2 protein-coding genes are annotated in these 2,270 nt (G+C 74.1%); both read right to left on the reverse strand.

Annotated features, from left to right (window positions below; all coding sequences use genetic code 11):
- The coding region (locus tag ND748_RS30320) for a phosphoribosyltransferase domain-containing protein (RefSeq protein ID WP_251749671.1) at positions 1-750 on the reverse strand (750 nt) is incomplete at its 3' end.
- Entirely contained in the window at positions 747-1,955 is a 1,209-nt protein-coding gene (locus ND748_RS30325) for an HpcH/HpaI aldolase/citrate lyase family protein (RefSeq protein WP_251749674.1), read from the reverse strand. The genes ND748_RS30320 and ND748_RS30325, both read right to left, overlap by 4 nt.
- Between the last annotated feature and the right edge of the window lie 315 nt (positions 1,956-2,270).

Here is a 2,270-nt window from a genome sequence, read left to right on the forward strand (position 1 = left end):
GATCTCGGCCGGCACCGTGACGGTGGCCGCGATCAGGGCGACGACCTCGATCTGGACGCCGAGCTCGGCGGCGAGGTCGGCGAACGCCGTGCGGGCCGCGGTCGGCCGGGCGTCGACGAGGGTCGCCACCACGTAGCGCCCGCGGGGGGCGTGGGCGTGCAGGATGCGGATCGTGCCGAGGGCGGTCCGGCCGGTGGACAGCTCGTCGTCGACGAGCACGATCGGCTCGCCGCCGCGCAGGATCGCCGGGTCCTCGGGGACCAGCCAGTGATGGGAGGCGTGCGAGTGCGACTCGGTGAACTCCAGCACCGGCGGCACTGCGGGCAGGTCCCGCCGGGTGGTGTGCAGATAGTGACTGCCCGCCAGACCGTCGGCGACGGCGTGGCCGAGCGCCGTCGCCGTCTCGCAGTAGCCGATGACGAGCGGACCCGTCCGGGCGCCCTCGCCGTTCTGGACGGTGTCGCCGTGGTGGGCGGCGGCAGCCGCGCCGTCGACGGGGAAGCCGGGCAGCGCCCGTACCAGCGCCGCGAGATCCGCGCCGGCGGCCAGACCCGCGCCCGGCGCGACCGGCAGGTGCTTGCCGAGCACCCGGCTGACCAGCAGGTGGGCGCGGCGCGGGTTGCGCCGCAGGGCAAGCCCGACCAGCGCGTCCAGACCGCCGCCGCGCACGTCCGCGCTGACCTCGACGGTCAGCCCCAGCTCCGACCACAGCCAGCCCGGGTCCGTCGGCACCGGCGTCGTCGTGGTCATCGGACGGTCCGCACGCCGCTGTGCCCGCGGGTCGCCGCCAGCACCTCGACGAACGTGTCCCCCTCGCGCAGGACCCCGAACGCCCTGGCCCGGCGCACCACCGCCTCGGCCCAGGCGCGGTGCGGGCGCAGCTCGTTCATCTTGTTCGCGTAGCTGCTCGGGCGGACCCCGCCGGAGTCCCCGGCGAGGATCGTCTCGGCATCGGTGAACTCCTCCTGGCTGACGACGTGCAGCGCATGTACGGCCGGGATGTGACTGGGGTGGATCACGGTCTTGCCGATCAGGCCGTTGGCCCGGTCCAGGACGACCTCGCGGATCAGCCGGTCGAGGTCGGCGGACACCAGCGCGCTGCGCATCCGGATCGCCTCCTGGCTGCCGTCGACCCGGTCGGCCTGCTCGAACGGGGTCACCCGCAGCGAGCTGACGAACAGGCGTTCCGGCTGGGCGAAGTACTCCCACACCGGGCCGGTGACGATGTGATCGCCGCCGCGGGCGCAGATGTTCACGATGTCGGCGATGCAGTCGCGGACCACGGCGATGTCGTAGATCGTCAGGTCCCGGTCCCGGCGCAGCCCGAACAGTCCGCACAGGTCGGTGGCGCCGAGCCGGATCGCGAGAACCTGCTCGGCGTGCTTGTCGACCAGGCGCCGCACGGCTGTGAGCGCCTCGACGCGGGTCTCCCGATTGATCACCGGCGGGCTTTCCAGCACCGGCATCGCCCACAGCGGCCGGCCGGCGACGTCGGAGGCCCGCAGCACCGCCTCCAGCGCGGCCTGGCCGCCATCCTCGGCGAACTTGGGCAGGACGAACCCGGCCAGGCAGCCCGCCCCACCCGGACCGAGCCGGGCGATCAGGTCCGGGATCTGTCCGACGGCGCGCACCCGGAGGAACAGCAGCGGCAGGCCGTCGCCCGAACGCGGCGGGTCGTCGGCGAGCGAGCGCAGCGCCGCGACGACGTTGGCCTCGGCGTCGGCCACCTCGGTGTCGGCGATCGAGTCCTCGAGACAGAGCACCATCGAGTTCACGCCGGCCGCGGTCTGCCGGCGCACGTCGGACGCCAGGTGGGGCCTGGTGCCCGGCGCGTACAGCGTCGCGCCGAGCGCGGTGGCCAGCAGCCGGCGGTCCCCGTCGACGGCGATCTCCTCCGGTGGGCGGTGGAACAGGGTCTCGATCGTCTTGTCGTCGAGGAAGGCGAAGTGGCGCAAGCGACGTTCCCCTCGTGAAAGGCGGCGGCGTCGCTCGACCAAGGTCTCCGGTCCGGTGTGCGCCGGCCGGACTGGCAAGATCGTCAAACGTCGCCTTTCGGGTGACGGTACCTGCCCGGGGGCGTCTGACAACAGACAACGACAACCGTCAGTCAGCCGACATTCGACGGTCACCCTGAGGTCATCGGTAGGCAGCCGACCTGCGGCTGAGCGTCTCATTGCACATCCGGCAACGGGTCGGGGGGGGGGGGGGGGGGGGGGGGGGGGGGGGGGGGGGGGGGGGGGGGGGGGGGGGGGGGGGGGGGGGGGGGGGGG

The organism is Frankia sp. AiPs1 (assembly GCF_023716945.1).
In the GTDB taxonomy this organism is placed as follows: domain Bacteria; phylum Actinomycetota; class Actinomycetes; order Frankiales; family Frankiaceae; genus Frankia.